The 26,913-nt window shown below is 67.2% G+C and carries 28 protein-coding genes and 3 pseudogenes; 15 read left to right on the plus strand and 16 right to left on the minus strand.

All coding sequences use genetic code 11. The annotated features are described in order from the left end of the window. The first annotated feature begins 522 nt into the window (after window positions 1-522). Window positions 523-771 (plus strand): DUF6400 family protein, encoded by a 249-nt coding sequence (locus BLR41_RS07060; protein ID WP_092627151.1) that lies wholly within the window; start codon window positions 523-525, stop codon window positions 769-771. Next, window positions 761-985 (plus strand): hypothetical protein, encoded by a 225-nt coding sequence (locus BLR41_RS07065; RefSeq protein WP_092627152.1) that lies wholly within the window; start codon window positions 761-763, stop codon window positions 983-985. The genes BLR41_RS07060 and BLR41_RS07065 overlap by 11 nt, the downstream gene beginning before the upstream one ends. Before the next feature lie 167 nt (window positions 986-1,152). Here BLR41_RS07065 and BLR41_RS07070 read toward each other — a convergent pair whose 3' ends face one another. After that, the gene (locus BLR41_RS07070) at window positions 1,153-2,139 is read right to left on the minus strand and encodes an ArsR/SmtB family transcription factor (protein WP_092627153.1); all 987 of its coding nucleotides are present in this window, start codon (window positions 2,137-2,139) and stop codon (window positions 1,153-1,155) included. A gap of 244 nt (window positions 2,140-2,383) precedes the next feature. Here BLR41_RS07070 and BLR41_RS07075 point away from each other — a divergent pair, with 244 nt between their 5' ends. From BLR41_RS07075 to BLR41_RS23430, 4 genes and pseudogenes are all read left to right on the plus strand, one after another. Continuing rightward, complete coding sequence (locus BLR41_RS07075; RefSeq protein WP_092627154.1) at window positions 2,384-3,607, plus strand: MFS transporter; 1,224 nt, start codon at window positions 2,384-2,386, stop codon at window positions 3,605-3,607. Continuing rightward, window positions 3,589-4,134: a GNAT family N-acetyltransferase gene (locus BLR41_RS07080; RefSeq protein ID WP_092627155.1), complete on the plus strand. Its 546-nt coding sequence runs from the start codon at window positions 3,589-3,591 to the stop codon at window positions 4,132-4,134. The genes BLR41_RS07075 and BLR41_RS07080 overlap by 19 nt, the downstream gene beginning before the upstream one ends. 159 nt (window positions 4,135-4,293) lie before the next feature. Beyond that, entirely contained in the window at window positions 4,294-5,214 is a 921-nt protein-coding gene (locus BLR41_RS07085; protein WP_092627156.1) for an SDR family oxidoreductase, read from the plus strand. A 147-nt stretch (window positions 5,215-5,361) separates the two neighbouring features. Beyond that, window positions 5,362-5,586 (plus strand): annotated as a pseudogene (locus BLR41_RS23430) (DUF4158 domain-containing protein); the annotation flags it as partial. 182 nt (window positions 5,587-5,768) lie between these two features. On the opposite strand, the pseudogene BLR41_RS23435 reads toward BLR41_RS23430, so the two are convergent. From BLR41_RS23435 to BLR41_RS07100, 3 genes and pseudogenes are all read right to left on the minus strand, one after another. Continuing rightward, window positions 5,769-5,945, minus strand: a pseudogene (locus BLR41_RS23435) (AAC(3) family N-acetyltransferase); the annotation flags it as partial. Between the two features lie 166 nt (window positions 5,946-6,111). After that, complete coding sequence (locus tag BLR41_RS07095; protein WP_092627158.1) at window positions 6,112-6,693, minus strand: dihydrofolate reductase family protein; 582 nt, start codon at window positions 6,691-6,693, stop codon at window positions 6,112-6,114. Between the two features lie 66 nt (window positions 6,694-6,759). Beyond that, window positions 6,760-7,581: a helix-turn-helix domain-containing protein gene (locus BLR41_RS07100; RefSeq protein ID WP_092627249.1), complete on the minus strand. Its 822-nt coding sequence runs from the start codon at window positions 7,579-7,581 to the stop codon at window positions 6,760-6,762. Window positions 7,582-7,810: 229 nt separating this feature from the next. Between BLR41_RS07100 and BLR41_RS23440 the strand changes: the two are divergent. The 3 genes and pseudogenes from BLR41_RS23440 to BLR41_RS07110 all read left to right on the plus strand — a co-directional run. Continuing rightward, window positions 7,811-8,038 (plus strand): annotated as a pseudogene (locus tag BLR41_RS23440) (recombinase family protein); the annotation flags it as partial. A 101-nt stretch (window positions 8,039-8,139) separates the two neighbouring features. Further along, on the plus strand, window positions 8,140-8,328 hold the full coding sequence (locus BLR41_RS23445; RefSeq protein WP_245693951.1) for an alpha/beta hydrolase family protein: 189 nt from the start codon (window positions 8,140-8,142) through the stop codon (window positions 8,326-8,328). Window positions 8,329-8,525: 197 nt separating this feature from the next. Continuing rightward, a complete protein-coding gene (locus BLR41_RS07110; RefSeq protein WP_092627159.1) occupies window positions 8,526-9,890 on the plus strand; it encodes a hypothetical protein in 1,365 nt (454 codons plus the stop codon). Window positions 9,891-10,000: 110 nt separating this feature from the next. On the opposite strand, the gene BLR41_RS07115 is transcribed toward BLR41_RS07110, so the two are convergent. Together BLR41_RS07115 and BLR41_RS07120 are read right to left on the minus strand one after the other, a co-directional pair. Beyond that, a complete protein-coding gene (locus BLR41_RS07115) occupies window positions 10,001-10,294 on the minus strand; it encodes a 4a-hydroxytetrahydrobiopterin dehydratase (RefSeq protein WP_092627160.1) in 294 nt (97 codons plus the stop codon). Between the two features lie 169 nt (window positions 10,295-10,463). Continuing rightward, a complete protein-coding gene (locus tag BLR41_RS07120) occupies window positions 10,464-10,679 on the minus strand; it encodes a DUF2795 domain-containing protein (protein WP_092627161.1) in 216 nt (71 codons plus the stop codon). A gap of 184 nt (window positions 10,680-10,863) precedes the next feature. On the opposite strand from BLR41_RS07120, the gene cutA reads away from it, so the two are divergent. From cutA to BLR41_RS07140, 4 genes are all read left to right on the plus strand, one after another. After that, the gene (gene cutA, locus BLR41_RS07125) at window positions 10,864-11,181 is read left to right on the plus strand and encodes a divalent-cation tolerance protein CutA (protein ID WP_092627162.1); all 318 of its coding nucleotides are present in this window, start codon (window positions 10,864-10,866) and stop codon (window positions 11,179-11,181) included. A 219-nt stretch (window positions 11,182-11,400) separates the two neighbouring features. Further along, complete coding sequence (locus BLR41_RS07130; protein WP_092627163.1) at window positions 11,401-11,718, plus strand: hypothetical protein; 318 nt, start codon at window positions 11,401-11,403, stop codon at window positions 11,716-11,718. A 389-nt stretch (window positions 11,719-12,107) separates the two neighbouring features. Next, the gene (locus tag BLR41_RS07135) at window positions 12,108-13,442 is read left to right on the plus strand and encodes a nucleoside transporter C-terminal domain-containing protein (protein ID WP_092627164.1); all 1,335 of its coding nucleotides are present in this window, start codon (window positions 12,108-12,110) and stop codon (window positions 13,440-13,442) included. Between the two features lie 118 nt (window positions 13,443-13,560). After that, complete coding sequence (locus tag BLR41_RS07140; RefSeq protein WP_092627165.1) at window positions 13,561-15,690, plus strand: S9 family peptidase; 2,130 nt, start codon at window positions 13,561-13,563, stop codon at window positions 15,688-15,690. Window positions 15,691-15,864: 174 nt separating this feature from the next. Here BLR41_RS07140 and BLR41_RS07145 read toward each other — a convergent pair whose 3' ends face one another. The 4 genes from BLR41_RS07145 to cmk form a co-directional block, all read right to left on the minus strand. Beyond that, entirely contained in the window at window positions 15,865-16,698 is an 834-nt protein-coding gene (locus BLR41_RS07145; protein WP_092627166.1) for an aldo/keto reductase, read from the minus strand. Between the two features lie 91 nt (window positions 16,699-16,789). Next, window positions 16,790-18,235 (minus strand): ribosome biogenesis GTPase Der, encoded by a 1,446-nt coding sequence (gene der, locus BLR41_RS07150; RefSeq protein ID WP_092627167.1) that lies wholly within the window; start codon window positions 18,233-18,235, stop codon window positions 16,790-16,792. Further along, window positions 18,232-18,945 carry a lysophospholipid acyltransferase family protein gene (locus BLR41_RS07155; RefSeq protein WP_092627168.1) on the minus strand — a complete coding sequence of 238 codons (714 nt, stop codon included), beginning with the start codon at window positions 18,943-18,945 and terminating at the stop codon, window positions 18,232-18,234. Before BLR41_RS07155 ends, der begins: the two co-directional genes overlap by 4 nt. Then, window positions 18,942-19,667 carry a (d)CMP kinase gene (gene cmk, locus BLR41_RS07160; protein ID WP_092627169.1) on the minus strand — a complete coding sequence of 242 codons (726 nt, stop codon included), beginning with the start codon at window positions 19,665-19,667 and terminating at the stop codon, window positions 18,942-18,944. The genes BLR41_RS07155 and cmk overlap by 4 nt, the downstream gene beginning before the upstream one ends. A 158-nt stretch (window positions 19,668-19,825) precedes the next feature. On the opposite strand from cmk, the gene BLR41_RS07165 reads away from it, so the two are divergent. Next, on the plus strand, window positions 19,826-20,308 hold the full coding sequence (locus BLR41_RS07165; protein ID WP_092627170.1) for a cation:proton antiporter regulatory subunit: 483 nt from the start codon (window positions 19,826-19,828) through the stop codon (window positions 20,306-20,308). Window positions 20,309-20,412: 104 nt separating this feature from the next. Beyond that, the gene (locus BLR41_RS07170; protein ID WP_092627171.1) at window positions 20,413-21,588 is read left to right on the plus strand and encodes a cation:proton antiporter; all 1,176 of its coding nucleotides are present in this window, start codon (window positions 20,413-20,415) and stop codon (window positions 21,586-21,588) included. A 46-nt stretch (window positions 21,589-21,634) separates the two neighbouring features. Here the strand turns inward: BLR41_RS07170 and BLR41_RS07175 are convergent, their stop codons facing one another. From BLR41_RS07175 to BLR41_RS07200, 6 genes are all read right to left on the minus strand, one after another. Continuing rightward, entirely contained in the window at window positions 21,635-22,408 is a 774-nt protein-coding gene (locus tag BLR41_RS07175) for a pseudouridine synthase (protein WP_092627172.1), read from the minus strand. Beyond that, on the minus strand, window positions 22,401-23,054 hold the full coding sequence (gene scpB, locus BLR41_RS07180; protein WP_092627173.1) for an SMC-Scp complex subunit ScpB: 654 nt from the start codon (window positions 23,052-23,054) through the stop codon (window positions 22,401-22,403). Before scpB ends, BLR41_RS07175 begins: the two co-directional genes overlap by 8 nt. Beyond that, window positions 23,051-23,923: a segregation and condensation protein A gene (locus BLR41_RS07185; RefSeq protein ID WP_176797858.1), complete on the minus strand. Its 873-nt coding sequence runs from the start codon at window positions 23,921-23,923 to the stop codon at window positions 23,051-23,053. The genes scpB and BLR41_RS07185 overlap by 4 nt, the downstream gene beginning before the upstream one ends. A gap of 35 nt (window positions 23,924-23,958) precedes the next feature. Further along, window positions 23,959-24,906 (minus strand): ParA family protein, encoded by a 948-nt coding sequence (locus BLR41_RS07190; protein WP_092627174.1) that lies wholly within the window; start codon window positions 24,904-24,906, stop codon window positions 23,959-23,961. Between the two features lie 162 nt (window positions 24,907-25,068). After that, on the minus strand, window positions 25,069-26,013 hold the full coding sequence (locus BLR41_RS07195; RefSeq protein WP_092627175.1) for a site-specific tyrosine recombinase XerD: 945 nt from the start codon (window positions 26,011-26,013) through the stop codon (window positions 25,069-25,071). 69 nt (window positions 26,014-26,082) lie between these two features. Next, complete coding sequence (locus BLR41_RS07200; RefSeq protein WP_092627176.1) at window positions 26,083-26,751, minus strand: NUDIX domain-containing protein; 669 nt, start codon at window positions 26,749-26,751, stop codon at window positions 26,083-26,085. Window positions 26,752-26,913 lie beyond the last annotated feature (162 nt).

Genomic DNA, 26,913 nt, shown 5'->3' on the forward strand with positions numbered 1-26,913 from the left:
GGACAGCATGATCGCGAAACGTAGCGACGCGCACACTTCGAGCACCGGGCAACGGGGTTGCCGCCGGACCGGGCCGACCTCGGAAAAGCCACTACGGGGATTGCCCGCCTTCACGATGTTGTGCTTCCACCACGATACCCGGCGACGTCCATATGGCCGATTTTGTTTCACTCAGCACTGAAACAACAAACAGAACAAATAAATAGCTGCGCCGTGTGCCCTCACGCCACCGGGGAATGCCCGGGCAGCACGCCGTGCACCTTCCGAGCGAAGAGGATCCGAGGACGAGATCGGACCTTCGGAAGCGCGGAACACGAAATGTCAACACACGGCAGCAGTAGCACCACGAACAGCACGAGGCGGCGACAGCAGCAACCTCAGCAACGGACCAGTCCTACGACTGACCAGCGATAACAATTGTGACAACCCTCGCGTGACCGAAGTGAGCCATTTCATTGCGCGTTTCCGCACCGAACAGCAGACTCCGCGGCGGTCGGCCGAACCACGCGAGAAAGTGATCAGATGAGCGCTGGTGACAATTCCACCGAGCTGGAATTCGACATCGATCTCGGCGCGGAGGAGATGCGACGGCGCGCCGAGATCACCCGGGCCCTGGGCGACGACTGGGACCCCTCGGAACAGCTTCGGGGCGAACGCGAGGCGCACGCCCTGCTGTACTCCGGGCTCGACGAGTGGCAGCGCGACGTTTACGAGCAGTTGATCAGCGCGGGTGTGCTTCCCGAAGGCATCGGTGGCGAGCATGCCGATTGACCCGTTCGCCGACATCGGCCGCCGGGCGTGGATCGACTGCCCCAGCTGCCACCACGGGCGGGACTGCTCGGAATGCCTGCGCGGACGTTCCTGCAGCGACCACTGGCAGTACCTGCTGTCCAACTCCGGCACCCTGCTGTACCTGCAGTGCCCCAGCTGCACCCATCTCTGGCAACACGACACGCACGGTGGCCGCACCGAGCGGAAGTGCTGAATCCCTCGGCCACGCCGGCTGCTCGCACGTGACGTGCCGTAACCGCGAATCTGGAGGCGAGCCCAGCGCAGCCAAGGCCCGCGAAACGTCCCGTCCCGCTACTAATTGACGGGAGCGGTCACACGCCGCACGGCCCTCACCTCCGTGCTGGAGCGGAACGGAGCAGTTCAGCCGGACCGGCTGCCTTCGAGCAGCCGATCACCGATGGAACTGCGCCGGTACAGCACGTGCCGTCCGTCACGTATCCGGATGAGCAGTCCCGCTTCGTACAACACGCGCAGATGCTGCGACACGGCACTCGCGGTGACCCCGAGACGCCGGGCGAGTTCGACGGTGGGTGTCGGCTCGTCGAGCAGTGCGAGCAACCTGGCTCTGGGAGCGCCGAGCAACGGGGCGAGGGCGGCAGCATCGGCAGGGGGTTCGCTGGACCAGAGCGTGGCCACTCCCCTGCTGGGATACACCAGCCAGGGCGGCTCGTCCGGGGTGACCGGCGGCGCGGGCTTGTGGGCGAATACGGAGGGCAGTAGCAACAGTCCCCGCCCGGAAGCGGCGACGCTGTGCCCGCTGATCATCCTGTCGATGTGCAGCACCCCGTCCCGCCATCGCAGATTCGGGTGCATCCCCGCGAACAGCAGGCGAGCGCCTCCCCAGGCCAACTGTCTCGCACGGTGGGTCATGTCGGCTTCCAGCAACAGCCGCATCCTGGGCCAGTTCGGTTCGATGGCCGCTTTCCAGAACCGCCACAGGGCCGCGCAGAGGGAATCACGCAGCCCGATGAGGGAGGCGTCGTCGTCCGTGGCCCCGCGCAGGACCGGTGGCAGCGGGTCCGGCGCGTGCGTGACCAGGAGATCGTGGCGGACTCTACCGGGAGATGTCCGACGCACTAGAGCCAGTTGCTCCTCGAAGTCGGGTTCGGAACTTCCGGGCGGAGGGGTCAAGAAGTCCGGCAACGTACGTCTCACGGCGACGAGGGAAAGCAGCAGCTCGAGATCGCGCGTGTCGAGTTCGGCGAGCGCGGACACCCGCCACGGAAGGTGCAGCGGGGAAAGCCTCGGGTCCTGAAGTACCCGGAGGCTGAGCAGCGTCTCGTGCAGTGGCGAGATGACGAAGCGCGTGTCCGCCAGATCCTCGACACCCAGCACGAAACTGATCATTAAGTCGTAAGCTACATCGCTTCTCCCCGAACGGTCGATACGTTGCACTACCGTGCGTGCCACCCGGAATTCACGCGAGCTCCCCCGGTTCCACCGAGCACTGTCTCGGTGCGGACCGGTCAGTTCCACCCAGTCGAACGTCCCGGCCGGAAGACGTTGCCCCCTCCGTCTCACATAGAACGCGGGAAGCGGCGTCGCGTCTCCGCTCCGGCGGGTCACCTCACGGACGAACGGTTGGGCCGAGATGAGCAGGCGAATGCTGTTCGTTCTGGCCGTGACCTGTGGCGTGGCCGTGGGCAACATCTACTTCCCGCAGGCGCTCGTCCCACTGATCGCCGCCGGACTGCGCACCTCGTCGGACGGGGCGGCGCTGGCCGTGTCGGCCACACAGATCGGCTACGCGGGTGGGATCTTCCTGCTGGTCCCATTGGGGGACCGCCTTCCGCACCGGCGACTTCTGCTCATTCTGCTCGGTCTCACGGGGTTCGGCCTGCTACTCGCGGGATGCGCCCGAAACCTGCCACTGCTGGTCGCTGGCAGCGTGCTGGTAGGGCTCACCACGGTAGGAGCGCAGGTGATCGGTCCGCTGGCAGCGGGGCTGGTAGAGGACCAACGCCGGGCGGCTGTGCTCGGCACCCTGTTGAGCGGCTCGGTCGGCGGCATGATCCTGGCCCGTGCTTTCAGCGGCACACTCGGCGAATGGCTCGGATGGCGAGTTCCGTACCTGGCGGCCGCCGTACTGGTATTCGTCCTGTTGGCCGTTCTCGCCCGCTTACTGCCGTACACGTACCCGCAGTCGCGGGAGCACTACCCCTCACTGCTGGCGGAATCGCTGCGCCTGCTGTTCACCGAACCGGAACTGCGTCGCTCCTGCCTCTACCAAGCAGCCGTGTTCGCCGGCTTCTCGGCAGTGTGGACCACCCTGGCGATCCTGCTGACGGGACCGGTCTACGGGTTGGGGACCTCGGCGGTAGGGCTGTTCGCGCTGGTCGGCGGTGTCACCGCATGTTGCACGCCGCTAGCCGGAGGTTGGGTGGATCGACGGGGCCCCGGTCCGGTCAACCTCGTCTGCATGTGCGGAGTACTCCTCTCGGCCGCGGTCCTCGCCGGAGGGACCCAAGGCCACAGGAGTGGTCTGATCGCTCTGATCATCGGCACGTTACTGCTCGACGTGGCGATGCAGTGCGGCATGGTCGCGAACCAGGCCCGTGTGTACGCACTGCGTCCCGAGCGACGGAGCAGGCTCAACACCGCCTACATGACGTGCGCTTATCTGGGCGGCAGCGCCGGATCGTGGATCGGGTCGCACGTATACGACCTGTTCGGCTGGTCCGGGGTGTGCGGGTTCGTGGTCGTGCTCACCACGCCGGTCCTGCTCCGTCACCTACTGACAACTCCTGCTCGAAAACGAGACCGGGATCGCTCCTCGGCGGTGGGAAACTCGGGAGCGTGCCGACCGCCACAGTGAACATCCGCCCGGCGCGGGTGCCCGACGCTCACGCGCTCGGGGAGATCCACGTGGCCTCGTGGCGGGCCGCCTACGCTGGGCTTGTCCCCGCCGAGTCCTTGGACCGGTTGTCCGTGACCGATCGGCGAGGAGCCTGGCGCGAACGGCTGCGGGCACTGCCGGATGGAGTCACGGTACTGGTCGCGGAATCACGAGGGCACGTGCTCGGGTTCGCGGTGATCGGCGCGAGCCGGGACCGAGACGCGGAACGGGACACCGGGGAGCTGCAGGCACTGTACCTGCACCCGCGGCACTGGCGGCGCGGCTCGGGAACTCGACTGCACGAGCACGCGCTGCGCGTCCTGCACCACGAGGGCTACGCGAGCAGCACGCTCTGGGTGCTGACCACGAACAACCGCGCCCGTGGGTTCTACGAACACCGCGGTTGGGAATGCCTGGGAAGCACCCGGACGGAAACGCTCGGTGACGGTGACGTGCGGGTGGAGGAGGTCCGGTACCGGTACGTACTCACCTTCCACCGGAGGTGACACTCCCCAACCTCGCTCACACCGCATCACTCTAACGAAGGGACGGCCCACCGCGATCCCCGGGACGACCCGCACGAGGAGCACCGCAGGAGTGTCGGCCCCGGGGGTCACACTGTGACTTCCGTTCCGTATCGGTAAGAGCACGGGGATGTGGATCGCATGAGCGGAAAGCTATCGGGCAAAGTGGCACTGGTCGCCGGAGCCACCCGCAGCGCGGGCAGAGCGATCGCGGTGGAGTTGGGAACCGCCGGAGCCACGGTGTACGTCACGGGACGCAGCACCCGTGAGCGACGTTCGGAGTACGACCGCCCGGAGACGATCGAGGGGACCGCCGAACTGGTCACTCGGTCCGGTGGTCACGGCATCGCCGTCCAAGTCGACCATCTGGACGAGCAACAGGTCCGAGCGCTGACCGAGCGGATCGACCGTGAACAGGGGCGGCTCGATGTGCTGGTCAACGACGTTTGGGGCGGGGAGAAGCTGTTCGAGTGGAACACGACGCTGTGGCAGCACTCATTGAACAACGGCCTGCGGCTGCTGCGACTCGGAATCGACACTCACCTGATCACCAGCGCGTTCGCACTCCCTCTGCTGATCAGGAACTCGGGTGGGTTGGTGGTGGAGATGACCGACGGCACGGCCGAGTACAACGAGGCCAACTACCGTGCCGCCACGGGTGCCTACTACGACCTCGCCAAGGTGTCGGTGACTCGATTGGCGCTTGCCCAGGCCGAGGAGCTGCGACCATACGGCGGCACTGCCGTGGCGTTGACGCCGGGCTGGTTGCGTTCGGAGATGATGCTCGACGCCTTCGGCGTCGCCGAACAGAACTGGCGTGACGCCGTCGAGGCTCAGCCGCACTTCGCCATCTCGGAGTCGCCGTACTACGTGGGGCGTGCGGTAACCGCGCTGGCCACCGACCCCGAGGTGGCACGCTGGTCCGGGCAGTCGTTGTCCAGCGGTGGTCTCGCCGGGGTGTACGGGTTCACCGACCTCGACGGCAGCCGTCCCGACGCATGGCGCTACATCGCCGAGGTTCAGGACACAGGAAAACCAGCGGACACGACCGGATACCGGTAGCCGGTCGTCCGGTCGGGCTCGGCGGCCCGGTCGGATCCGACCATTCGTCAGCTCGTTCCGTCGACGTGAGGTCCGTAGGTGATCTGGCAGGATCTCAGATCCTCCCAGTTGTCCTCGCTCTCGAGGTCGAGGCGCGGTTCCCGCGGTATGCCGAGGAGATCCCGTCTCCCGCCGCAAGCGGTTGGCTACGTCGCTGAGCAGGTCGGTGTGGACGCCGAGGAGTTCGCCCTCTACTCGTGCGGGTCTCGCTCGATCGAGTATCACCGCGCGCAGATCCGTACCGCGTTCGGTTTCCGCGAGTTCTCTCGCGGTGATGAGGACAAGCTGGCTGGGTGGTTGGCCGAAGAGATCTGCCCGGTCGAGCTGCGTGAGGACCGGTTGCGGCAGGCGGCGTTGGTGCGGTGTCGGGCCGAGGGGACCGAGCCACCCGGGCGGTTGGACCGCCTCATCGGTTCGGCCCGTTCGACGTTCGAGCAGCGGTTTTGCCTGCGCACTGTCGAGCGTCTATCGGCGGCGAGTGGGGCGGCGCTGGAGGCCCGGGGCGCCGAGGACGACTTTGCGGGTCGGGGCCTGTTGGCGGAGTCGCAGGCCGATCCCGGCCAGGTCGGGTTGAAGACGGTGCTGGCTGAGATCGACAAGCTGACGGCGGTGCGGAGGCTGTCCACGACTGTTGCAGCGCCTCCGTCGACGGTGCCCAGACTGGACAGCGAGGAATGAACCATCACCCCCATGCCGTCCTGGACTCCCGCGTTTCACCGTCCATGGACCAACTCTGCGGCCGTGACACCTTCGGTACCCGTTTCCACTGCGTGCATAGTGCACATTCCACCAGCAACGTCCGACAGCACGAGTCGGCCGCTCCGTGACTAGAGTCCAGGGCACTCGATAGCCGATCGGTCAACGGCGCACCCGATAGCGCAGGTGAAGCACCCGGTTGCCCTGAATCACCACGTCAGGATCCTCCAATAGATGCTGTGTGTGGACCGACCCGAAGTAACGTTTGCCGGACCCGAACACCACGGGTACGACGTCCATGCGCACTTCGTCGATCAGACCCGCGGCAAGCACTTGGCTACCGATGTCGCCAGCGGCGACCTCGACCACACGGTCACCCGTGAGCTCCTGCGCCTTGGCCATGGCTGCCGCAATGCCATCGACGAAGTAGAACGGTGCCTCGGGATACCAGCCCTCGGGCCTGCCCCGGTGGGTCACGACGACGACGTGGTCGACCCCCGCCGGAGGTGTCCCGTCCCAGCCGTTCGTCATGTCGAAGACGTGGCGACCGACGATTGTCGCCCCGATCTGGTCCCAGTACGGCCGGATGCAGTCGTAGGACGTCTGCGACACCTTCAAGACGCCGCTCTCGTCCAACGGCACGTCACCGCTGAGTAACCAGTCGAACAGCGGTCCGGGTTGGTCGTTCTCATCGGCTATGAAGCCGTCTACCGACACCGAGCTGTACATGACCACCTTGCCCACGGGGCCTCCTCTACTCTGGGGTGCCTCCAAGTTAAGCGTTTTGCGAGCTGTCGGTCTTGTAAGAAATCAATCGGTCGGCAGCGGCCAGCCATCCAGTACGTGGCCAGGATGTTCGCGCAGAAACCGCCGCCGAACTTCGACGTACCGGCTCGGCGTGAGCCCGGTGAACGCCCGGCACTCGTGGCCGAAGTGGGCCTGGTCGTAGTAGCCTGCGCCACCGGCGAGGCCGCCCCAGTCGATCGGCCCGGCGGGGTTGATCGCGAACACGGCGTTGGCGAAGCGGTGAGTGCGGGCCAGCCGCTTCGGCGTGACGCCGATGAGCTCCTTGTACCGCTGTGTCAGATGAGTGTTGCTGACACCGGTTGCCACGCTCAGGTCGCCGATCGCCACCGCCCCGCTGCTCGCCGCGATGACGCTGCTCGTATGGCGGACCAGCCCCAGGCCGGCGGTCTCGCACAATCGTCGCATCAGCTCCTCCTCGAGCAGCGTCAGCATCTCGCTCGCCCCGTCCGCCGTGGCCAGCCGGTCTCGCAGCTCAGCAATAGCGGGCCGGCCCCAAACCTGCTCTAACGTCACCGGCCGGTCGCAGAGCTCGGCCGCGGGCATCGGCAGGAAGGGCGACAACCCCCACGGCTTGAAGTGCACGCCGACGGACCGGGTCCAGAGCGGGTAGCCGAACTCCCACGCGCGGGTAGGCATGGTGACCACGCAACCGTCGGCGTACCCGACCGTCTCGATCTCGGTGCCAGCACGGATGAGAAACGGCGCCCCGAGGTTGACGATGAACAACGCCGCCGGCGTCGTCGGCAGCGTCAGCCGGGCGTACGGCGGCGCACCCTCCAGGTAGTAAAGGTCGTCGATCAGCCCATCCAGCGGCGGTCGCGGCACTCTGGACACGTACTTCACACGTACAGTATCGGCTATGCCCTGCCGGCATTGCGCGCCTTGGTGGTCCAACCGCGCTGCCGCCAACACCCTGAACTCGGCAGATCCGGACGTACCGCAGGGGAACCCCTCGCGTGCACCCGCCGACGCGGCGACCGGTGGGCCCTGGCCTGGACCTGCGACGTTGCAGATATCCCATACGATGAAAATTCCGGTCGTAGGGGGCTAGACGTACGCTCGCTGCTCCACCGACGAGCAAGACCTCACCGCCCCACAACAGCGCCTGGCCGAGCTCGGCGTCGCCGACGAGTGGATCTACCTCGACCACGGCCTGACCGGCATCACCCGTGCGCGGCCAGGGCTCTATCAGGCACTCGCCACCGTTCGTCAGGGCGACACGCTCGCGGTTCCGAAGCTCGACCGATTGACGCGGTCGGTGCCCGACGCTCGCGCGGCGGCACGCGAAACCTTCTCAACGATGGAGTCCGGTTCGGGATTCCTCACCGATCTCCGCCAGGCTCGCCCGAACGGGCGACCTATCGGGAGTCGCCACTGCGCTCGGTGCCGTTCCCGACACTGGTCACGGCTTCCCGGCACGACGGCGGGGTCGCGTTCGAGCACGCCGAGGACTTCACCCGCACGATGCCGGACTCGCGGCTGCTCGAAACCGGCGCCCGGAGCCACTTCCACTGGCTCGGTGCCTCACTGGACACCGTCTCACGAGCGGTCCGCGATTTCCTCGCCGCATGAGCGGTGAGCCGGATGAGAATCACCGGATACCACCGCGTACGGCAATAAGAGATCTCCGTGCCACTTGTGACCGGTCCGGCGACCTCCCGGCTTCGAATCACCGTCGACAAATGTCGTGGACACCTCACGGGCACGGTGAGTCCCGACCGGGCTCCGGTTCGTGAGAAGAATTCCGGGCCGTCTATCTTTCGAGAGTAATGACCGAGTTGAACCAGTCACCGTCGACGGAGAACGTACGTCCTTCCTGGCGCGCGCTGCTCTCACCGCTGAGCGATCTGCTGGTGATCCTGGGCGGGGCACTGTTGGTATGGCGCGCCTGGGTGATCGGCGAACAACTGCTGGCGCGTGGGGTCGACATCTATCTGGACCTGCCGCCGTTGTTCGCCAGCTGGGCGCCGCACACCGGTCCCGGAACGGTGCCCGCGATCCTGCTCGCACTACTGGTGGTCATCGCGGGACCGACCGTGGCAGCACGGCTGCGCTGGGGACCGCTGCTGGCAGTGACCTACCCGGTCACGTTGGGCTGGATGTTCAGCCTGACCATGATCGAGGGCTGGGACTTCGGTGTGGTGACCAAGCTGTCCAACCCCAAGAACTACCTCGCCGAGATCGACCGTGTGGAGACGGTCTCATCGATGCTGAGCGGGTTCACCGAGCGAATCCTGCTAGAACCCGGCTCGTGGGCGGTGCACGTGTCCGGACACCCACCGGGTGTGCTGATGGTGTTCGTGTGGATGGATCGGATCGGCCTCGGGGGTGGAATCGCGGCGTCCGTGATGTGCATGCTCGTCGGCTCCACGACCGTACTGTCCATCGCGACCACGCTGCGCGCACTGGGCGAGGAACACGTCGCCCGGGCGATGCTGCCGTTCGGGGTGCTGCTGCCCGGCATGGTGTGGATGGGAGTCAGCGCCGACGCGATGTTCGCCGGAGTCGTGACGTGCGGGGTCGCGTTGCTGGCGGTGGGAACCACCCGGGGCGACAGGTTTGGCGATCTGGCGGCGTTGACGAGCGGTCTGCTGCTCGGGTTCACGCTCTACCTGTCGTACGGGCTGGTGCTGGCCGGACTGTTCGCACTGGTGGTGCTGGCACTGACACGCAGGCTGCGGCCGACCCTGTTCGCGGTCGCGGGGGTCGTAGTGGTCGTTGTGCTGTTCACCGTGCACGGCTTCTGGTGGCTGGAGGGGTACGAACTCGTCCGGATCCGCTACTACCAGGGTATCGCCGACACCCGACCGTACAGCTACTTCGTGTGGGCCAACCTCGCCTGTGTCGTGCTGGTCGCGGGCCCCGCCGTCCTGGCGAGCCTGCGGAGACTGGCGACGGCGCCACGACGTCTGGAGCTGGGGGCGCGGCTGCTCACGGTCGCGGCGCTGGTGGCGATAGCCGCCGCGGATCTGTCCGGTATGAGCAAGGCGGAGGTGGAGCGGATCTGGCTGCCGTTCACCATGTGGCTCGCGGTGCCGTGCGCGATGCTACCGCGGGGACAGCACCGCTGGTGGTTGGCCGCGCAAGCACTGCTGGCGTTGCTGATCAACCACCTGGTGATCACACGTTGGTGAGCCACGGCCGAAGACCGCCTTCCGGAGCACGCTCGGGCCCCGCGCGCTGGGGTACCGACCAGGTCCGGTTCGACGCTCACCGGAGCAGTTCGTGCGACCCGATCCGCGGCTCAGGAATCCCGGTGCAGCGATTCGATCCGTTCGGCCATCGTCAGGTCGTTCTCGGTCACCCCACCGGCCGAGTGGGTGGTGATCCGCACGGTCAGTCGGTTGTAGTCGTGCACGGACAGATCCGGGTGGTGATCGGCTTCGTTGGCGAGGTGGGCGATCGCGTTGGCGAAGGTCACCGCGGTGAGAAACCCCTTGAGTTTCCAGGTCTTGTGCACTGCCGAGTCCCGGTACTGCCAGTCCTCGAGTCCGGCGAGCCTGTTCTCGATCGTGTCCTGCGACAACAGTTCGGGCATCGAGCCCTCCTCAACGCTGTTCGGCAACGGTCACCGGGTTTCGCACCCGTGCGGGAGTTGTACCAGAAGAATCATCTCCCGAATGATCACCCCGACCGGGGACGACGGGGAGGGCACGCCGACGCGAAACGCGATTTTCCCGTCGGCGTGCCCGAGGGAGCGGACGAGCTCACCTGCCGGGCGTCTCCTGCTCCGGACGTTGGGGAACACTGCGCTCCACCTCGTCGCTGTTCCCGTACGTACCGTCCGGCAGCGCCCGCAACGCACGCAGTGTGCGGGGGTCGGCCTCCCGCTCCTCGGCGTATCGGATCAACTCGGCCTTGTCCGCGGGAAACTCCAGTCCCTGCAGCGCCTTGTTCACCCGGCGTTCGTCGGCATCGGTCATGACTATCCTCTCGTTGCTCACTGGGGTCGAGGAGCACGCAACTCCCCTACCAGCCCGTACGGCTGTTCCGCCGTACGGCTACCCATTCGGGCGGGGGTCGACACCCACCGGTCGGATCCGTGACCGTGCCGAGCGCTTCGACGGGTGGGATCATCCGTGGGAAACCACTCGCTAGTCTGACGACATGACCGAATACGTGCAGGTTGTCACCACCACCGATTCCGAACACGCCGCCGCCGAGCTCGCTCGTGGTGTGGTCGGGGCCCGCCTCGGTGCGTGCGTACAGGTCGTGCCGATCCGCAGCTTCTTCCGCTGGCAGGGAGGTGTGCAGGACGAGCAGGAATGGCAGTTGCAGATCAAAACCACCCGGGAGCGGGTGACCGAGTTGCGCGAGCACCTGGAGACGCGGCACAACTACGACGTGCCGGAGATCATCGGCACGCCGATCGTCACGGGCAACGAGCAGTACCTGTCCTGGGTCGAGGAGGAGACCAACCCCTGATCACGGGGTGGGCCGCACCCGAGGGTTCGGCGTGAGGTGTTCCGTCGGCCGGCGAGGAGTGGCGGATCATGGCCGAGAACTCCGTTCGGGCCGTCGTAGACTCTCGCGGCAAGCACTTCCACCGTCCCGGTACCGATTTCCGGAGAAGCGCGAACACCGCGATGGATCGGACCGGCAGCAACACGCGTCGCGGCCGCGGCGAGGCAAGGATCCAGCCGGATGAAGAAGCCCACCATCACCCGTAACGACATCTACATCGCGGCGGCAGGGCCCGCGATGGGACTGCTCGTGGCGATGTTCACGCTGCACTGGGACTGGTTGTTCGCCGGAATACTGCTATCCGCCACCGGGCTGGTGTGGCTCCGGTTACGACGTGCCGCTGTGGACTGGTCGGTACGGACGGGGGTGCTCGCCCTGTTGCTCGGGCTGCTGTTGTGGCTGTGGCTCGACGATGCGCGCTGGGCGATTCTGGGGTTGTTTCCGCTGGTGTTCGTGTTCATTCGCAAGCTGGCCGCCACCGTCGATCAGCATCGCTGAGCCGGTCGGGGCCGCCGGAGTCCGGCCCCGACCGGAAGGGTGCGCTTCCCCAACGCCGATCGCTTCCCGACGGGGCGGCACGGTTCGTGGGCAGGCGGGTCACGGGTGCCGGATGTTCAGCGGCCCACACCGGTAATGATCACCGCGGGCGGTGCCACTGGCAACGCGGGTGACCGCGAGCGGGCAGCTATCCGGAATTCCCCTGGACCCCTGGAACGGTTTCCGTCGAGCGGAAGACTTCGTTTCCGGTGAGAAACGAAGTGGTTCCGGCACTGTCGTGGTGATCAGTGGCATGCCAATATTCGGCGACCAAATTATTCGCGGCGTCGCCGGTTCGGGTCCGCCCCGGGCGAGGATCCGCCAAGCGGACCGAACGGTGTGAAAGGACGATGCTCGTGCACGTGCTATGGGGTATCGGCGGCATGGTGGTGCTGCTGCTGATCGCGGTGGCCCTGTCGACCAGCCCACGTTCGATCCGGCCCCGCACGGTACTGGGAGCGCTGGCGATCCAGGTGGTTTTCGCCGTTCTCGTGCTGCGCTGGGAAGCCGGAAAACGGGCGCTGGAAGCGGTCGCCGCGGGTGTGGGCAAGGTGATCGACTCCGCCAACGAGGGCATCAACTTCATGGTGGGGCCACTGATCGACCTGCTGGACGAGGGCAGCACGCTGTTCGCCTTCCAGGTGTTGCCGATCATCGTGTTCATCGCCTCGCTGAGCGCGGTGCTCTACCACTGGCACATCCTGCAGTGGGTGGTACGCATCATCGGTGGTGGACTGCAGAAACTGCTGGGGACCACGAAGGCGGAATCGCTCAACGCCACGGCCAACATCTTCGTGGGGCAGACCGAGGCACCGCTGGTGATCCGGCCGTACCTGGCCAGGATGACCCGCTCGGAGTTCTTCGCGGTGATGGCGGGTGGTCTGTCCACGGTGGCCGGAACGGTGCTCGTCGGCTACTCGCTGCTGGGCGCATCGTTGGAGTACCTGATCGCGGCCAGTTTCATGGCGGCACCGGCCGGTCTCCTGATGGCCAAGATCATTGTTCCGGAGACCGAGAAGTCCCACAGCGACGAGGCCGTGGCCGCCACGACGACGGGCACCGACACGGGCTCCGCAACGGATTCCGCCGGTTCCGGCGAGGAGCCCGAGGACGATGAACGCACCGGGGATGCGGCCACCGAGCCCGAGGAGGAACCCGAAAAGCCTCGCAACGTCATCGACGCCGCGGCGGTCGGAGCCTCCGACGGTCTCAAGCTCGCCCTCAACGTCGGAGCGATGCTGTTCGCGTTCATCTCGCTGATCGCGCTGCTCAACCTGATCATCGGCGGGGTCGGTGGCCTGTTCGGCCTGGAGAACCTGACCTTCCAGCAGATTCTGGGTTATGTCTTCTCGCCCGTCATGGTCGCCATCGGGATTCCGTTCAACGAAGCCGTGGAGGCCGGAACCTTCCTGGGGCAGAAGCTGGTTCTCAACGAGTTCGTCGCCTTCGCCGACTTCGGTCCCATGGCGGAGTCGGGCGCGTTCACCGAACGCACCGCGGTGATCATCACTTTCGCCCTGACCGGATTCGCCAACTTCAGCTCGCTGGGAATCCTGCTGGGTGGACTCGGCGGCCTGGTACCCAATCGCAGACCGCTGATCGCCGAACTCGGGCTCCGCGCCGTGCTGGCGGGTACGCTGGCGAACCTCATGAGCGCCACCATCGCGGGAATGGTGATCGGTTGAGCGCGGCACCGTGGTGGCGCCGCGGACGCGCATCGTCACCACGGTGCACAGCCGAACACGAGCGGTCGTCGGTGGACCACCCGGTCGCGCGCTCGAACACCTTTGACAGGCTGCGGGCATGACCGCAGCCGATACGTTCCCTCGTCACAGCGCCCGGACCCAGGGGTTCAGTCTGGGCGCCCCACGAAATTTCACCGTCGCACCGGACGGGCAACGGGTGCTGTTCCTGCGGTCGTCGGGCGGTACCGACCGGAGCAACGCACTGTGGATGTTGGACACCGGCGACGGCACGGAACAACGGGTGGCCGATCCCGCCCAGCTCGACGACACCGGGACCACCTCGGCGGCGGAGCTGGCCCGCCGGGAACGCCTCCGGGAGCGGGCCTCGGGGATCACGGCTTACGCGGTGGACGACGGTGCCCGCCGGGTGGCCTTCACCCTCTCCGGTGAGCTGTTCGTGGCCGAGCCGGAGAGCGGGGTGCTCCGCCGATTGCCCGCCCGCTACCCCGCTGCGGATCCCAGGCCGGACGGCACCGGCACGCGCGTGGCCTACACCTCGCAGGGCGGGCTGCGTGTGATCGGATTCGACGGTTCCGGTGATCGGGCGCTGGTCGAACCCGAACACGAGCGGGTCCAGTGGGGCTGCGCCGAGTTCATCGCCGCGGAGGAGATGAGCCGGAGCCGCGGCTACTGGTGGGCGCCCGACGGTACGGCGATCCTGACGGCCCGCGTGGACGAGTCGGGGGTGGCGCAGTGGAACCTCGCGGACCCCGCCGATCCGGCACGGCCCCCCAGAACGATGCCGTATCCCGCCGCCGGGGAGGCCAACGCCGCGGTCACCCTGGAGCTGCTGCGGGTCGACGACACGAAGTTCGGACAACGGACTCCCGTGCGGTGGGACCACGCCGCCCACCCCTACCTGGTGGCGGTTCACTGGTCCGAACACGGCCGACCACTGCTGGCGGTACAGAGCCGTGACCAGCGCAGCCAACTGGTGCTGGCGGTGGATCCCGACACCGGTGAGACCACCGAGCTGCACCACGAGACCGATCCGCACTGGATCGAGATCAAGACCGGCTGGCCCGCCTGGACCCCCGGCGGCGGCCTGGCACGGATCAGCGCGATCGACGGCGCCTACCGACTCCTGGTCGACGGCAACGACTGGACCGGCCCCACGCTGCAGGTCCGCGCGATTCTGGACATCGGCCCCACCGACATTCTGGTGTCGGCATCGGCGGAGGACCCCACCCAGGTCCATGTTTACCGGGTGAGCGAATCGGGCGCGCGACGGGTATCCGAACAGGACGGTGTGCACGGCGCCACCCGTGGCGGGCCGGTGACCGTGCTGTCCTCCAGCGGCACGGAGCGGCTGCACGGCACCGTACGGGTTTTCCGCGAGGAGACCCCGGTCGCCGAGATCACCTCGCTTGCCGAGACGAGCACGATCACGCCGCGCGTGCAGCTGCTGCGGCTCGGTGCCCGCGAGCTGTGCTCCGCGCTGCTGCTGCCGCACGGACATCGTCCGGAACACGGCAGGCTGCCGGTACTGCTGGACCCCTACGGGGGTCCGCAGGCACAGCGGGTGCTGCGACGGCAGCAGGGGTACCTGACATCGCAGTGGTTCGCCGAACAGGGATTCGCCGTGCTCGTCACGGACGGCCGGGGCACGGGCGGTCGCGGCCCGGACTGGGACCGGGCGGTATCCGGTGACCTCGCCGGGCCACCGCTGCAGGACCAGGTGGACGCGTTGCACGCGTGCGCGGCCGAACGCACCGATCTGGATCTCGATCGGGTGGGGATCCGGGGATGGTCGTTCGGGGGTTATCTGGCTGCGCTGGCGGTACTGCGCCGCCCCGACGTGTTCCACGCGGCAGTGGCGGGCGCACCGGTCTGCGACTTCCGGCTCTACGACACCCACTACACCGAGCGCTACCTCGGCGACCCGAACCGCGACCCCGAGACGTACACGGCGAACTCGCTGCTGCGGATGGCTCCCGAACTGCGCCGGGAACTGCTGCTGGTGCACGGCACCGTCGACGACAACGTGGTGTTCGCGCACTCGCTGCGGCTGTCGGAAGCGCTGACCTCGGCGGGCAGACCGCACACCCTGTTGCCGCTGCCCGGCGTGACTCACATGCCCACCTCGGAGAGCAAGAGCGAGAATCTGCTGTTGCTACAGCTGGATTTCCTGCGCCGGGCTCTCGGGCTGCCCGCGGCGGCCTCGGATGCTGCCGCTCCGAGCGAGTGACGGCCCCTCACCGCGGCGAGGGGCCGTCGGGAGCACGCAGCCGATCACCGGGTCGTCCGTCCCCAGCGGGAGACCCGGTGCCTCCGATCGGGGGCGGTCTCCTGGGCTGTCACGGCTCAGCGCGCCGAACCTCCTCGACAGGCGAGTGGGAAAGCGCGGACCGGGAAAACTCCGTCAGAGTATCTCCAGCGGTGTCGGGCCATCGGGGGGCGGGAAGCGCTCGTCGAGTCGAGCCACCTCCTCCTCCGAGAGCGAGAGGTCGACCGCCGCTCGGTTGTGGTCGACGTGTTCGACGGTTGCCGCCTTGGGGATCGCACACATCCAGTCCTGCCGAACCACCCATGCCAGGGCCAGTTGCGCTGGGGTGACACCGCGCTCGGCGGCCAGCTCGCCGAGCACCGGATCGTCGAGCAACCTGCCCTGTTCGATCGGGGAATAAGCCATCACCGGCAGGTTTAGTTGCCTGCACCAGGGCAGCAGGTCGAACTCGGGGCCTCGGCGGGTGAGGTTGTACAGCACCTGATCGGTGGAAACTCGGGATCCTGCCTCGGTCGCGAAGAGTTCACTCATGTCGGCCGAATCGAAATTGCTCACCCCGAAATGGCGGATCTTACCGCTGCGCTGGAGCGACTCGAGCGCCGCCATGGTCTCCTCCAGCGGCGTGGCACCCCGCCAGTGCAGCAGGTACAGATCCAGCCGGTCCGTTCCCAGTCGCCGCAGGCTACGCTCGCAGGCCGCCACGGTACCGCTGCGATCGGCGTTGTGCGGAAGCACCTTGGAGACCACGAAGGCCTCGTCCCGCCTTCCCCGCAGCGCGGTACCCACGACCTCCTCGGCTCCGCCACTGCCGTACATCTCGGCGGTGTCGATCAGCCGGATCCCAGAGTCGAGCCCGTGGCGCAACGCGTCGACCTCGGCAGCACGCCGCGCGTCGCGCTCTCCCATACCCCAGGTTCCCTGCCCGAGCACGGGCAGTGCGTCCCCTTCGGGCAACGGCAGACTAAGCATTTGTCGCACCTTGTCGTTCGGAAAACTCGGACAGGGTGCCGGGCTTTCGGGGAGGTTACCCGATACCGGTCCCCTACGAAGCGAACGGCGCTCAGCGGGAGCTCTTGCGCTCCTTGATCCGTACGACGACGCGAACCGGGCTGCCCGCGAAACCGAAGGCCTCGCGGAACTTGCGCTCCAGGAACCGGCGATAGCCCGCCTCCAGGAAGCCCGAACTGAACAACACCAGTGTCGGCGGCCGGGCGTGCGCCTGGGTGGCGAACATGATCTTGGGTTGCTTGCCGCCCCGGACCGGCGGTGGATGAGCCGCGACGATGTCCGACAGCCACGAGTTGATCTGGCCGGTGGAGACGCGCTGGTCCCAGGATTCGAGCGCTGTCCGCAGCGTGGGTGCCAGTTTGGTGACCGCACGGCCGGTATGAGCCGAAACGTTCACCCGTTCGGCCCAACGCACTCGGACGAGGTCGCGATCGATCTCCTTCTCCAGGCTCCGCCTGCGATCGTCGTCGACCATGTCCCACTTGTTGTAGGCGATCACCAACGCCCGACCGGACTCGATGACCATGCTGATGATGCGCAGATCCTGCTCGGTCAACGGCTCGGAACCGTCGATGAGCACGATGGCCACCTCGGCGGCCTCGATGGCCGCCTTGGTACGCAGCGAGGCGTAGTACTCCGTGCCGTCGGCGGTTTTCACCCGCTTGCGCAGCCCGGCGGTGTCCACGAACCGCCACACCTCGTCGTCCAGCTCGACCAGCGAGTCCACGGGGTCGACGGTGGTACCGGCCACCTCGTCCACCACCGCACGCTGCTCACCCACGAGACGGTTGAGCATGCTGGACTTGCCGACGTTGGGCTTGCCCACCAGCGCCACCCGTCGCGGCCCCGCTGCGCCCCCCAACTGTTCCCGCGGAGTCTCGGGCAGCACACGCAGCACCTCGTCGAGCAGATCACCCGAACCGCGACCGTGCAGCGCGCTCACCGGGTGCGGCTCCCCGAGCCCGAGGGACCACAACTCGGCCGTGCCTGCCACCGCCACCTGGTCGTCGACCTTGTTCGCGACCACGATCACCGGGCGCCGGGATCGGCGCAGCACCTTCGCCGCGGCCTCGTCGGTGCCGCTGACACCCACGTTGGCGTCGACCACGAACAGGATCGCGTCGGCTGCCGACATCGCCATCTCCGCCTGGGAGGTGACACTGGCGTACATGCCGTCGGCATCGGGGTCCCATCCACCGGTGTCGACGACGCTGAACGCGCGTCCGCTCCACACCGCGTCGTAGGTAACCCGGTCCCGCGTGACACCGGGGGTGTCCTTGACCACGGCCTGCCTGCTGCCGAGCAACCGGTTCACCAGGGTTGACTTACCGACGTTGGGCCTGCCCACGACCGCCAGCACGGGGCGTCCGGACTCGGGTACCGAATCCTCCCCCAGTTCGTCGGACAGGTGATCGTAGTCGGCCCAGTCCGTCTCGTCGGACCAGGTGCCGTCGAGGCCGGCACCCTCGGCGGCGTCGGCAAACGGCTCTTCGCTCACGCCTCGTTCCCTCTCACATCATCGTCTGGTTCGTCGGAGTCGGTCGTTCGGCCGTCCAGTTCGGCGAGCAACTCGACCAACTCGGTACGCACGCGTTCGGTCGCCGCGGTCAACCCCGCTCTGCCCTTCTGCTCCGGCAGGCGGACGGGCCTGCCGACGAGAACGTCCACCCTCGGCCGGAAGCGGAACCGTCGCCCGCTCTCCCGAGCGGTACCCCGGCACGCGACCGGCAGCAGCGCCGCCCCCGCCGATCGGGCCAGCCACGCCGCACCGTGCCGTGCCTCGGCCACGCCTCCGCCTCGAGTCCCCTCGGGAAACACCCCGATCACCCCGCCGGAACGCAGTATCCGCACCGCGGCCGACAGCGCCGCGCGGTCGGGAGCACCACGACGAACCGGAAGATGACCCAGTTTACACAGTGTCCAGCCGAGCGGGCCCCGGAACAGTTCCCGCTTGATCAGGAACACCGCACCACGGGGCAGTGTCCCGAACAGCACCGGACCGTCCGCGAGAGAACTGTGGTTGGCGACGAGAACCACAGGGCCGGTCGCGGGGAATCGCTCGCCGTGCCGAACCCGGATTCGATACGATATCCGCAGCACGAGCCGGCCCACGCACCGGCCGAACCGGCGCAAACCGGGTGAACTGCCCTCCGGCAGCATACCCGTAGTGGGGTGGTCACGCTGCGAGCGTCTCCCCCCGGGGGTCATCGTCCGGCTCGCTCGTTTGTGACCAGCAGTCCGCGGTCGGCTGCCAACTCGTGCAACCGCCGCAGCACCTGTTCCAGCGAGAGCTCGGTCGTATCCAGCGAAACCGCGTCCTCGGCCATTCGCAGCGGCGCGACGGACCTGTTGGAGTCGAGTGCGTCCCTGCGTCGCACGTCGGCGTGCACCAGATCGCGGTCCGCCGGGCGTCCCTCGGCCACGTCCTGGGCGGTGCGGCGGTGGGCACGGGCGTCCGTCGAGGCGGTCAGGTACACCTTCAGACCCGCCTCGGGCACCACGACGGTGCCCACGTCACGTCCCTCGGCCACGATTCCCCCACTGGGACGTGTCGCGGCGTCGATCAGCGCGCGCTGTCGCCGCACCAGGAGCTCCCGGATCTCCGGAACCGCGGAGACGGCGGAAACCGTCCTGGTGACTTCCTGCCCGCGGATCTCCCCGCTCACGTCGGCTCCGTCGAGCGATACTCCGGGAGAGTCGGGGTCGGTGCGCATCACCACATGCGCACCACCGGCGATGCGGGTGAGTTCCGCGGCATCGTCCAGCGGCGTCCCGGAGCGCAGCACGGCCAGTGTCACCGCTCGATACATCGCACCGGTATCCAGGTAAGCAGCGCCGAGCGCGTGGGCGAGTCCACGAGCCGCCGTGGACTTGCCCGTTCCGGACGGCCCGTCCACCGCCACGATTCCGTTGAGCTCGGGCTGGGACACCTCGACTGACCTCCTCGACAACGAATGACCAAGTCGCTCGCTCGGACTAACCGACAATGTTTCATTCTGCCTGTCCGCGAACGCGGTGACTCAATCGAGTCCCGCACGATCGCTCGGCCGACTACTGCGAAGCCGCGAGACGTTTTAAGATCGGTCGTGTGGACGTCACCGTGACCCCGCTGCCGGGGCTGGGCACGCAACAGGAATTCACGACCGAATCCGGGCGCCGCATCGGAGTGATCACCTACCGGGACGGCCGGATGGAGCTGATCGTCTCGGATGCCAGGGACCCGGACAAGATCTGTGCGGCTACCGATCTCACCGGGGAGGAAACCAGCACGCTGGCGAACCTGCTCGGAGCTCCCCAACTGGTGCGCCAGCTCAGCGAACAACAGCGCGAAGTCACCGGGGTGAACACCTGGCAACTGCCGTTGACGCACGGTTCGCCGTTCGACGGGCGTGCGCTCGGCGAGACCGAGATGCGTACCCGGACCTCGGTTTCGATAGTGGCGGTGATAAGGGACGGCTCGGTGGTGCCCTCCCCCCGCCCGGATTTCGTCTTCGCGGGCGGCGATCTGGTGGTCGTCGTGGGTACCGCCGAAGGTCTGCGCGCAGCCGGCGAGATCATGGAACACGGCTGATTCGAATCGAACCGGCCGTTCCCGCCGGGATGCTCGGACGGTGCCCCACCGATTCCGGCGGTTGAACGGATCCGGTCGACGTCCGCGCGGGCGAGAGGAACCAGGTGCAACACACTGCGATCACACTGATCGAACTGGGAGCGGTCTTCTTCGGTCTGGGGGTGCTCGGGCGGCTCGCCTGGCGCATCGGTATATCGCCGATCCCGCTGTATCTGCTCGGCGGGTTGGCCTTCGGGCAGGGCGGGCTGATCCCGCTGGGTGGCATCGAACCGTTCACCGAGATCGCATCGGAGATCGGGGTCGTCCTGCTGTTGCTGCTGCTGGGATTGGAGTACTCGGCGGGCGAGCTGGTCACCGGGTTGCGCCGCTCCTGGCTGGCGGGTCTGGTCGACGTGGTGCTCAACGCTTCGCCAGGCGCCGCCGTGGCGCTGCTGCTGGGCTGGGGCCCGATCGCGGCGATCGTACTGGCCGGTGTCACCTACATCTCCTCCTCGGGGATAGTGGCGAAAGTCCTGGGGGACCTGGGCAGGCTAGGCAACCGTGAGACACCGGTGGTGCTGTCGATACTGGTGTTCGAGGACCTGGCCATGGCCATCTACCTGCCGATCCTGACCGCCCTGCTCGCCGGGGTGGGATTTCTGGGAGGTCTCGGTGCGGTCGGCGTGTCCGTTCTGGTGATCACTCTGGTGCTGGTGCTGGCACTGCGTTACGGACGCTACGTCTCCGCTTTGGTGGACAGTCCGGATCCCGAGGTGTTCCTGCTCCGATTGCTCGGGGCGGCGCTGCTCGTGGCGGGCTTGGCGGCCCAGCTGCAGGTTTCGGCGGCGGTGGGGGCCTTCCTGCTGGGCATCGCCATCTCCGGCTCGACCGCGGCCAACGCCACCCGAACCCTGGCCCCGCTGCGCGACCTGTTCGCCGCGGTGTTCTTCGTCGTGTTCGGCCTCAACACCGACCCGTCCGCGATTCCGCCGGTGCTGCCGTTCGCGCTGGTGCTGGCACTGCTGACCACGATCACGAAGCTCGCCACCGGCTGGTTCGCCGCGGGGTCACAGGGCATCAGGCGGATGGGGCGGGCCCGTGCGGGGGCTGCCCTCGTGGCCCGCGGCGAGTTCTCCATAGTCATCGCGGGCCTGGCAGTGGGTTCCGGAGCGGTCACCGGTGAGCTGGCGGCGTTCTCCACCGCTTATGTGTTGCTGATGGCCGTACTCGGCCCGGTGGCGGCCCGGGTGGTGGAACCGGTGGCCCAGCGGCTGGTGACGCTAAGGTACGCACGGCAATGAGGGGCGCGCGAGGGCCACGTCCGCCGAGGGCCACCGAGCAGGCCGGTCACATGCCGACCGCGCGGTAGAGCGAGCCGAGTTCCTTGTTGTCCAACGGCCGGATCGCCCCTGGACGCTCGTTGGTCAGCCGCACCTCGCCGACACCGGTCCGGACCAGTCGCTGCACCGGATAACCCGCGGCCTTGAACAGCCTGCGGACGATTCGTTTACGCCCCTCGTGCAGCACCACCTGTGCCAACACCCGGGTCCCCTTCTGGTTGGTGTCGACGAAGCGGAAGGAATCGACGCTGGCGAGCCCGTCCTCGAGTTCCAGACCGGACTTGACGGTGCGTCCCAAATCCTTGGGAACGGGCCCCTGCAGCTCGACGAGATAAGTCTTGGGGACCTGGTAGGAGGGATGCATCAGCCGATTGGCGAGATCACCGTCGTTGCTGATCAGCAGCAGTCCTTCGGTGTTGAAGTCCAGCCGCCCGATGTGGAAGAGCTTGCCCTCCCGCTTCGGCAGGTAGTCACCGATGCAGGGCCGCCCCTGGTCGTCGGACATGCTGCACAGAATGCCCGCGGGTTTGTTCAGCAACAGATGGGTCGCCTCGTCGTCGATCACGACCCTGCTGCCGTCCACGTGAATGACCGAGGTGGCCGGATCCACCCTGGCACCGAGCGTGGTGACCGGGGCACCGTCGACCTCCACACGGCCCTCGACGATCATCTCCTCGGCGGCGCGGCGCGAGGCGACGCCCGCCTGGGAAAGCACTTTCTGCAGCCGGACGCCTTCCGCGTCCCGGCTGTTCCGGCTCGTCGGGTCGTGTGCTTCAGACATCGTCGATCGCATCCACTTCGGGCAACAGGGGGGCCAGTGGCGGCAGTTCCCGCAACGAGGACAGGCCGAGCCGTTCCAGGAACAACTCGGTCGTGCAGTAGGAAGTGCCGCCCGATTCCGGGTCGGTACCGGCTTCGTGGATCAGTCCACGCGCCAGCAGGGTACGTACGACCCCGTCCACGTTAACACCGCGCACCGCTGCCACCTTCGACCGAGTCACCGGTTGCCGATAGGCGATTACCGCGAGCGTCTCCAGTGCGGCCTTGGTGAGCTTGGCTCGCTGCCCGTCGAGGAGATACCGCTCGACGACGGGAGCGTAGACGTCGCGAGTGTAGAACCGCCAACCATCCGCCACCCTGCGCAGCTCGATACCACTTCCCGCAGCGGTGTACCCCTCGGCCAACCGGTGCAGGGCGGTGGTTACCCGCGCCACGGGTTGATCGAGCACCTCGGCCAGCAGCTCCTCACCGGCGGGGGCGTCGACCACCAGCAGCACCGCTTCCAGCGCGGCATCCAGCGCGGGCTCGGGGTCGAGGGCGGGCCACTCACGACTCCGACCTTCCCCGGTGTCGCCCGCCCGGTCGGTCTCCGCTCCACGCCCGGTTTCCGCGGCACGGAACCCCTCGGAATGCTTCTCGCCGCTCACCCGTAATCCTCTTCCTCGTCTCGATCCAGCTCGGCCTCGGCGGCCACGCGAGCCTGTTCGGCGCTGCCCCCCACCCAGGAGACGGCGAGCTCACCGAGCGGCTCGGGCTGATCGAAAGTGACCACCGCCTCGCGGAACAATTCCAGCAGCGCGAGGAACCGAGCCACGATCTCGAGGCTCGTACCGCACTGCTCGGTCAGTTCGGCGAACAGTGCGCTGCCCCGTTCGGCCAACAGCACCCGCAGCTCCGCCGCGTGCTCGCGCACCGAGACACGTTGCTGGTGGAGATGGTCCAGCGAAACGGTCGGTGGGGGTTTGGGGCGGAAGACGGCGGCGGCTGTCTCCGCCAGGCCGGCTGCGTCCACCCCGAGAACCACTTCGGGCATCAGGTCGAGATAGCGCTGCTCCAGCGAGACCGCCCGGGGATAGCGCCCCAACGCCCCGGCTTCGAGCTGCCGGAACAGTTCGGCGACCCGCTTGTAGGCCCGATACTGCAGCAACCGTGCGAACAGCAGATCGCGGGCCTCCAGCAGGGCGAGATCCTCCTCGTCCTCGACCTCGGCGGCGGGGACGAGCCGAGCCGCCTTGAGATCCAGCAACGTGGCCGCCACGACGAGGAACTCACTGATCTCGTCCAGTTCGGAGCGCTGCCCGAGCTCCTTGGTGTAGGCGATGAAGTCGTCGGTGACGCGATGCAGTGCCACTTCGGTGACATCGAGCTGATGCTGCGAGATCAGCTGCAGCAGCAGGTCGAACGGCCCCTCGAAGTTCTCCAGCCGTACTGTGAAGCGTCCGCTCTGGGAATCCTGAGCGGCGGCCAGCTCGGGCACGTCGTGCGCCGAGTCGGTGGCTGCTTGTGCCTCGGTCACGTCTCCTCATCAGCAACAACGACTCGCGGGAGTGCTCACCGCGCGATGACCTCGCGGGCGAGCGAACGGTAAGCCCTCGAGCCGGAGGAACGCGGCGCCCACCGAGTGATGGGTTCTCCCGCCACGGTGGTTTCGGGAAACCGCACCGTACGGTTTATCACGCTGTCGAACACTATATCCCCGAACGCCTCCACCACGCGCGACATCACCTCTCGTGAATGCAGCGTACGCGGATCGAACATCGTCGCCAGGATTCCGCTGATCTCCAGATCGGGATTCAGTCGGTCGCGGACCTTCTCGATGGTGTCGATCAGCAACGCCACTCCGCGCAGGCTGAAGAACTCACACTCCAGCGGAATCATCACGCCGTGGGCCGCGGCCAACGCGTTGACCGTGAGCAGCCCCAACGACGGTTGGCAGTCGACCAGCACGAAGTCGTACTCCGCGCGCACCGGCCGCAGGGCACGCTCAAGTGCTTGCTCCCGCCCCACCTCGGCGACGAGCTGGACCTCGGCCGCCGAGAGATCGATGTTGCTCGGCAACAGGTCCATTCCCGAGACACTGGTGGATCTGATCACCTCGCGGAGTTCGACGGAGCGTTCCATGATGACGTTGTAGATGGTCTGTTCCAGCTGGTGCGGTTGCACGCCGAGACCTACCGACAATGCACCTTGTGGATCGAAATCGACCAGCAACACCTTGCGTCCGTACTCGGCAAGTGCCGCCCCCAGATTGATCGTGGACGTGGTCTTACCGACGCCGCCCTTCTGGTTGCACATCGCCAGCACCGAGGCGGGCCCGTGCGTGTCCAACGCCGCGGGCTCGGGAACGTGTCGACGCGGCCTACCGGTGGGGCCGATATTCGCGTCGTTGGGATCGGGTCCCATCCCGTCGCCGTTGGTGATCTCCGAAGTGTCGGGGGTGATGCTCAGGTCGACCGCGCCCCGGTACCGCCCACCGGCGGAGGGCTGCGGCGTCGACATGGCGGTGGTGACTCCTTTGTGTGCGACGGCATTCGAAAACGTCGTTGATGCGCAGCCTAAGCGGCACGCGCACGCAGCGGCAACGCGCATCGCCGTTGTCCGGACGAAACACCTCGCGGTGCCGCTCGCTCACCCGACCGGAGTCGGGTGAACCCGTGGAATTCAGTCGCGCGCCCTGGGGTGGGTGGTGGCGTAGACCTCGCGCAACGTATTCATGGTGACCATTGTGTACATCTGAGTTGTCGAGACCGACGAGTGCCCGAGCAACTCCTGCACGACCCGCACATCGGCTCCCCCTTCCAGTAGATGAGTCGCGAAGGAATGCCGAAGTACGTGCGGCGAGACCGAAGTGGAGACACCGGCACGCTCGGCCGCGGTTTTCAGGATGTTCCAGGCGCTCTGCCGGGAGAGTCTGCTGCCGCGGGAATTGAGGAACAACGCCCGGTCCCCACTGCCCCGTTTCGCCAGCTCGGGACGCGAGCGGACGAGATAGGCCTCGATCGCGGCAAGGGCCGGGCGTCCCACCGGAACCCGACGTTGCACTCCGCCCTTTCCGTCGAACAGGACGGTCCGCTCCCGTTCGTCGAGATCGTCGGCATCCAGACCGACCGCCTCGGAAATCCGTGCTCCACTGGAGTAGAGCAGTTCCAGCAAAGCACGGTCCCGCAATCCGCGCATGCCTTCGACAGTACCCGTTTCCAGCAGCCGCATGACCTCGTCGACTGGTAACGCTTTCGGAAGACGTCGCGGCAGCGCGGGCGGAGTCACCTCACGCGCCGGATCCCGCGCCGTGAATCCCTCCAGGTAAGCGAAGCGATGCAGCCCCCGCACCGCCACGATGGTTCTGGCCGCGGAAGCGGGCGCGAGCGGAACCCCGCCGTCATGCTCCCCCCGGCGCAGTGTGGCGAGAAACTCACCCACCAGATCGGGCGAAACTCCACCCGGCTCCCCGATTCCCGCCTCGGACAGATAAGCGCCGTAACGACGCAGATCCCGGCTGTAGGACTCCAGCGTGCTGGAAGCGGTTCCCCGTTCCACCACGAGGTGATCGAGATATGCTCTGATCACTCGACGCAGCTCGTCGGGCAGTTCGTCAAGATCGGGCATCGGTGGCTCCTTCCCCGATCACCATGACACGAGCACTGGGATCGTGCGGCCGAACCGGGGAGAGCGTGATCAACGATCGGTTCGGGCGGGGAACCGGACGGGGCGATCCACCCACTCCGCCTCCGGGGGCCTGGGCACGGCGCGTCCCCGCGACACCGCCTGGGCCGCCAACAGTCCCGAGACGGCGGGCGCGTTGACGATTTCGCCCGTGAAGACCATCTCGACGGCACGATCCAACCCGAATCGGCGCACCACGAGGTCCGCCTCCTCGTCCGCCGCGGGTTCCGGGAGAGCGACCTCGGACAGCCCGCGGGCGAGGTAGACCCGCTCGGACTGATCCGTGAACCCCGGTGAGGCGGCCACATCGACGAGCACCGACCATTCCTCGGCGGCGAGCCCGACCTCCTCCGCGAGTTCCCGCTGGGCGGTGTGCAGCGGTGATTCACCGGGAGCATCCAGCAGCCCCGCCGGCAGCTCCCAGAGTCTGCGATCCAGCGGATAGCGATACTGATGAACCAGCACGACACGTTCGTGTTCATCCAGTGCCACCACCGCTACCGCGCCGGAGTGCTCGACGACCTCACGGCGCGAACGCCCGCCACCCGGCATGGCGACTTCGTCGGCACGCAGCGCCAGAATGTTGCCCACGTAGACATCGGAGGTCGACAGGGTGGTGAAGCTGTGCCGGCCGTTCGTGCGGGTGATCGGCGTGCCGGGCTCTTCGGGATCAGCGGACATGGGGATGCTCCTGGAGTGTCTCGATGTTCTCGCTCGGTGATCCTGTTTACCGGTCCGGAGTGCGCTCCCGAAAGTCGATCTCCATAGCGGGCCACGCCGAGAGCGCGCCACGAGAAGCCCCGGCACCCGGCCCGGAGAGACCGGACCGGGACAACCACGAAC

The organism is Actinopolyspora mzabensis (assembly GCF_900101095.1).
GTDB classification, from domain to species: domain Bacteria; phylum Actinomycetota; class Actinomycetes; order Mycobacteriales; family Pseudonocardiaceae; genus Actinopolyspora; species Actinopolyspora mzabensis.

What these genes read in the sequence shown, in the direction of transcription:
- BLR41_RS07060 (WP_092627151.1), top strand. Translation starts at nt 523, where the DNA reads ATGAGCGCTGGTGACAATTCCACCGAGCTGGAATTCGACATCGATCTC.
- BLR41_RS07065 (WP_092627152.1), top strand. Translation starts at nt 761, where the DNA reads ATGCCGATTGACCCGTTCGCCGACATCGGCCGCCGGGCGTGGATCGAC.
- BLR41_RS07070 (WP_092627153.1), bottom strand. Translation starts at nt 2,139, where the DNA reads ATGATCAGTTTCGTGCTGGGTGTCGAGGATCTGGCGGACACGCGCTTC.
- BLR41_RS07075 (WP_092627154.1), top strand. Translation starts at nt 2,384, where the DNA reads ATGAGCAGGCGAATGCTGTTCGTTCTGGCCGTGACCTGTGGCGTGGCC.
- BLR41_RS07085 (WP_092627156.1), top strand. Translation starts at nt 4,294, where the DNA reads ATGAGCGGAAAGCTATCGGGCAAAGTGGCACTGGTCGCCGGAGCCACC.
- BLR41_RS07110 (WP_092627159.1), top strand. Translation starts at nt 8,526, where the DNA reads ATGACCGAGTTGAACCAGTCACCGTCGACGGAGAACGTACGTCCTTCC.
- BLR41_RS07115 (WP_092627160.1), bottom strand. Translation starts at nt 10,294, where the DNA reads ATGCCCGAACTGTTGTCGCAGGACACGATCGAGAACAGGCTCGCCGGA.
- BLR41_RS07120 (WP_092627161.1), bottom strand. Translation starts at nt 10,679, where the DNA reads ATGACCGATGCCGACGAACGCCGGGTGAACAAGGCGCTGCAGGGACTG.
- cutA (WP_092627162.1), top strand. Translation starts at nt 10,864, where the DNA reads ATGACCGAATACGTGCAGGTTGTCACCACCACCGATTCCGAACACGCC.
- BLR41_RS07130 (WP_092627163.1), top strand. Translation starts at nt 11,401, where the DNA reads ATGAAGAAGCCCACCATCACCCGTAACGACATCTACATCGCGGCGGCA.
- BLR41_RS07135 (WP_092627164.1), top strand. Translation starts at nt 12,108, where the DNA reads ATGCTCGTGCACGTGCTATGGGGTATCGGCGGCATGGTGGTGCTGCTG.
- BLR41_RS07140 (WP_092627165.1), top strand. Translation starts at nt 13,561, where the DNA reads ATGACCGCAGCCGATACGTTCCCTCGTCACAGCGCCCGGACCCAGGGG.
- BLR41_RS07145 (WP_092627166.1), bottom strand. Translation starts at nt 16,698, where the DNA reads ATGCTTAGTCTGCCGTTGCCCGAAGGGGACGCACTGCCCGTGCTCGGG.
- BLR41_RS07155 (WP_092627168.1), bottom strand. Translation starts at nt 18,945, where the DNA reads ATGACCCCCGGGGGGAGACGCTCGCAGCGTGACCACCCCACTACGGGT.
- BLR41_RS07175 (WP_092627172.1), bottom strand. Translation starts at nt 22,408, where the DNA reads ATGTCTGAAGCACACGACCCGACGAGCCGGAACAGCCGGGACGCGGAA.
- BLR41_RS07190 (WP_092627174.1), bottom strand. Translation starts at nt 24,906, where the DNA reads ATGTCGACGCCGCAGCCCTCCGCCGGTGGGCGGTACCGGGGCGCGGTC.
- BLR41_RS07195 (WP_092627175.1), bottom strand. Translation starts at nt 26,013, where the DNA reads ATGCCCGATCTTGACGAACTGCCCGACGAGCTGCGTCGAGTGATCAGA.
- BLR41_RS07200 (WP_092627176.1), bottom strand. Translation starts at nt 26,751, where the DNA reads ATGTCCGCTGATCCCGAAGAGCCCGGCACGCCGATCACCCGCACGAAC.